Genomic DNA, 2851 nt, shown 5'->3' on the forward strand with positions numbered 1-2851 from the left:
CAAAAAAAACTCTATGGACAGCTTGCCGCCCAAGACTAACCAGTTTTCAGATACCCAAGAGCCAGCAGCGAGTCCATCTCAGCGCCAAGCAGTGCCGGTCAATTATGAGTACAGCCTCAATCTGCCGGAATTACTCAACCAGCTTGACCTCTCAGTGTTGATTTCCACCTACCAAGCGGGACGAGTGGCCAGCATTGGCACTTATCAAGGACAAATACGGGTGAGTTTCGCCCATTTTGACCAAGCAATGGGTTTAACCCGAACCGCTACCGGAATTGCTGTGGGCGCTCGTCAGGCAATTTGGAATTTACCCGCTAATCGAGAGATTGCCCCCCAGATTAAACCCGAAGGGGAACAGGATATCGCCTTTTTAGCTCGTTCTTCTCACCTCACCGGTCCGATTATGGGTCATGATTTGGCTTTTGGCAGTAATCGCCTTTGGGTGGTCAATACCCTATTTAACTGTCTGGCAACCATCGAAGGAAATTGGAGTTTTCTCCCCCAGTGGAAACCGCCCTTTATTACCGAGTTAGTCCCCGGAGACCGCTGCCACCTCAATGGCTTGGCTATGGCTGAAAATAGCGGCACTCCCGTATATGTAACGGCATTGGGGGAAACCAACGAGGAAAGCCTCTGGCGAGAGAATAAGGCCCAGGGCGGATGCTTAATTGATGTGCCGAGGGGAGAGGTGATTTTGCGGGGTTTAGCTATGCCCCATTCTCCCCGTCTTTACCAGGGTAATCTCTATTTTCTCAATTCCGGTTATGGAACCTTGAACCGTTGGCATCCCCAAACTGGCAGCACGGAAATCATCGCCGAATTGCCCGGTTTTACCCGGGGTTTAGACTGTTGGGAAGGTCACGCCTTTGTCGGGTTGTCCCAAGTGCGGGAAACGGCGGTTTTTGGCGGTTTACCCCTGGATGAGCGGCGTAATCAATTGCGGTGCGGGTTGGCTATCGTCAACCTGTCCACCGGTCAACTGGTGGCAACTTTTTGGTTCAATAGCGGCGTGGAGGAGGTTTTCGCCGTCTCCGTCCTGCCGGGCTACCGCAACCCGGCACTGATTGGACCAGACACCGACCTCGACGGCACTCAATCCGTCTGGATGGTGCCTTCTTTAGGGGCTTAATTTTGTAATTTTCACCCTATTATTCAGGAAAAAATCATGTCAACTCCTTAAAATGACTAACCCTACTATCTTAGAAGAGCTACTAAAATTAGCAGCTACTGCTAATTCTCTCGCAGAATTTAAGCAGTCTTTGGCAAAAATCAATATCTAGAAAACCGGTTTCTTGAAGAAACCCGTTTTCTGGACTTGTGGCCATCGCCTTCTCGCCATGACCCGCTAAAATTGTCATTGTGAGGGAGTAATTGAGAGACAATCTTCAGAAACCCGTTTTCTGGACTTATGGCGAATCACCTGAATCAGTGAACAGTTGCCTTTTGGTAACTGATTCAGGTAATTGCATTTGCGTCTCTTGGTTATAATTCACAAACAGGCTATAATGTTAGTAAAACAACGTTAATCTCTAAGGTTTATCAATGACTCAAATATTGATCGAAATTCCCGACGAATTAATATCTCGTTTGCAAGAACAAAAATCCTCGGTTCAAGAGATTGTTATCAAAGCTTTGGAAAATTATGTTCAAGCTGAATTACCAGATATTACTAAGACTCGTACTTGGGAACTTTGTGGAAGTTTAGAAATTGTCCAACCTGAGCCTAAATATATTATCGGACAAGATAATCGGGGTCAAGTTGTAACTAACTACGCTGAAAACATCGATGAAATTATTTATTAAAAATTGTGGACAAAGAAATTATTGTTGATACTTCTGCTTTAATTGCCTTTTTTGTCAAATCTGAAACTCATCACGAAAGCGCTCAAAAATATTACTTAGAAAATCCTCATAATAATTGGATTATTCTGGAATCGGTATTCGATGAAACTGTGACTTGGATTCGGAGCAAGGTATCTAGTCGAGCCTCAATCCAAGTGGGTCAAATACTAAGAGAAGATCATCGTTATATCAATGTGTCAGATAGCGATGATCTGGCAATATGGGAAGCTTTCTGTAAGTACAATGATAAAAAATGGAGTTACACAGATTGTTCTATTTTAGTTATGGCTCATCGTTTACAAATATTTAAGGTATTCGCTTTTGATGATCATATTCGTCAAATGGCAGGATTAGGAATTGTTTGTGTCCCATAAACTAATAAAAATACAATTTATGAACGTCGTTCAGATTGCATATCTTGCAACAACCCACGAAACTGAGAAAATGGGGGCTCTTCTCGACTTTGTGTGATAATTTTTGCTTATGTAATCGTGAAATGCTTATCGGGCAACACTTTTAGGACTATTTTGTCGAAGAAACTATCAGTATAGACCTCGTTTCCACACAGAAACCAGAAGAGCCAAATGGGTTTCTCAAAGAAACTATTTAGAAAACGGGTTTCTTAAAGAAACCCGTTTTCTGTAAATTTTTGTTATATCCCCCTTGAAAAATTGGCGATTGTTTGCACAAAATAGTCGCATTAATCTTTTGCAGTTAACGTCATGACTTCTACCCTGTTGCCGGGCTTTCCTGCTGTTGACGATGTTTTGTTCAATTTTGCTCAATCTGATGGCTTGAGTCAAGCTAATCAGGTGAATAGTGCGAGAAATCAGCGTTTAACCGCTACCGTAGTTTTCCTCGATGCTGGTGTTACCGATTATCAAAGTCTCCAAGCTGGGGTAATCCCTGGAGTCGCCACGGTTATTCTCTCTCCCAACGAAGACGGAATCGAACAAATATCCGCTTTTTTACAACAAAATCCCCAGATTACCACCATTCACCTCTATTA

The 2851-nt window shown here is 43.4% G+C and carries 5 protein-coding genes; 4 read left to right on the forward strand and 1 reads right to left on the reverse strand.

Going from position 1 to position 2851, the window contains the following annotated elements:
* Positions 1–13 precede the first annotated feature (13 nt).
* Positions 14–1129: a TIGR03032 family protein gene (locus PX481_RS13825; RefSeq protein WP_288025936.1), complete on the forward strand. Its 1116-nt coding sequence runs from the start codon at positions 14–16 to the stop codon at positions 1127–1129.
* An 88-nt stretch (positions 1130–1217) separates the two neighbouring features.
* Here the strand turns inward: PX481_RS13825 and PX481_RS13830 are convergent, their stop codons facing one another.
* Positions 1218–1358, reverse strand: coding sequence for a hypothetical protein (locus PX481_RS13830; protein ID WP_216628906.1), 141 nt, complete (start codon positions 1356–1358; stop codon positions 1218–1220).
* A gap of 184 nt (positions 1359–1542) precedes the next feature.
* On the opposite strand from PX481_RS13830, the gene PX481_RS13835 reads away from it, so the two are divergent.
* From PX481_RS13835 to PX481_RS13845, 3 genes are all read left to right on the forward strand, one after another.
* Positions 1543–1803 carry a hypothetical protein gene (locus PX481_RS13835; RefSeq protein ID WP_002733873.1) on the forward strand — a complete coding sequence of 87 codons (261 nt, stop codon included), beginning with the start codon at positions 1543–1545 and terminating at the stop codon, positions 1801–1803.
* A gap of 5 nt (positions 1804–1808) precedes the next feature.
* Positions 1809–2216, forward strand: a complete 408-nt coding sequence (locus PX481_RS13840) for a type II toxin-antitoxin system VapC family toxin (protein ID WP_002761361.1) — start codon at positions 1809–1811, stop codon at positions 2214–2216.
* Positions 2217–2564: 348 nt separating this feature from the next.
* Positions 2565–2851: DUF4347 domain-containing protein (locus tag PX481_RS13845; RefSeq protein WP_288094772.1), on the forward strand; the 287-nt coding region annotated here is incomplete at its 3' end.

The sequence above is a fragment of the Microcystis sp. M53603_WE2 genome (genome assembly GCF_030065435.1).

Bases quoted from the DNA above. Each gene is read 5' to 3' on its own strand.
- PX481_RS13825 (WP_288025936.1), top strand. From the start codon at position 14: ATGGACAGCTTGCCGCCCAAGACTAACCAGTTTTCAGATACCCAAGAG.
- PX481_RS13830 (WP_216628906.1), bottom strand. From the start codon at position 1,358: ATGACAATTTTAGCGGGTCATGGCGAGAAGGCGATGGCCACAAGTCCA.
- PX481_RS13835 (WP_002733873.1), top strand. From the start codon at position 1,543: ATGACTCAAATATTGATCGAAATTCCCGACGAATTAATATCTCGTTTG.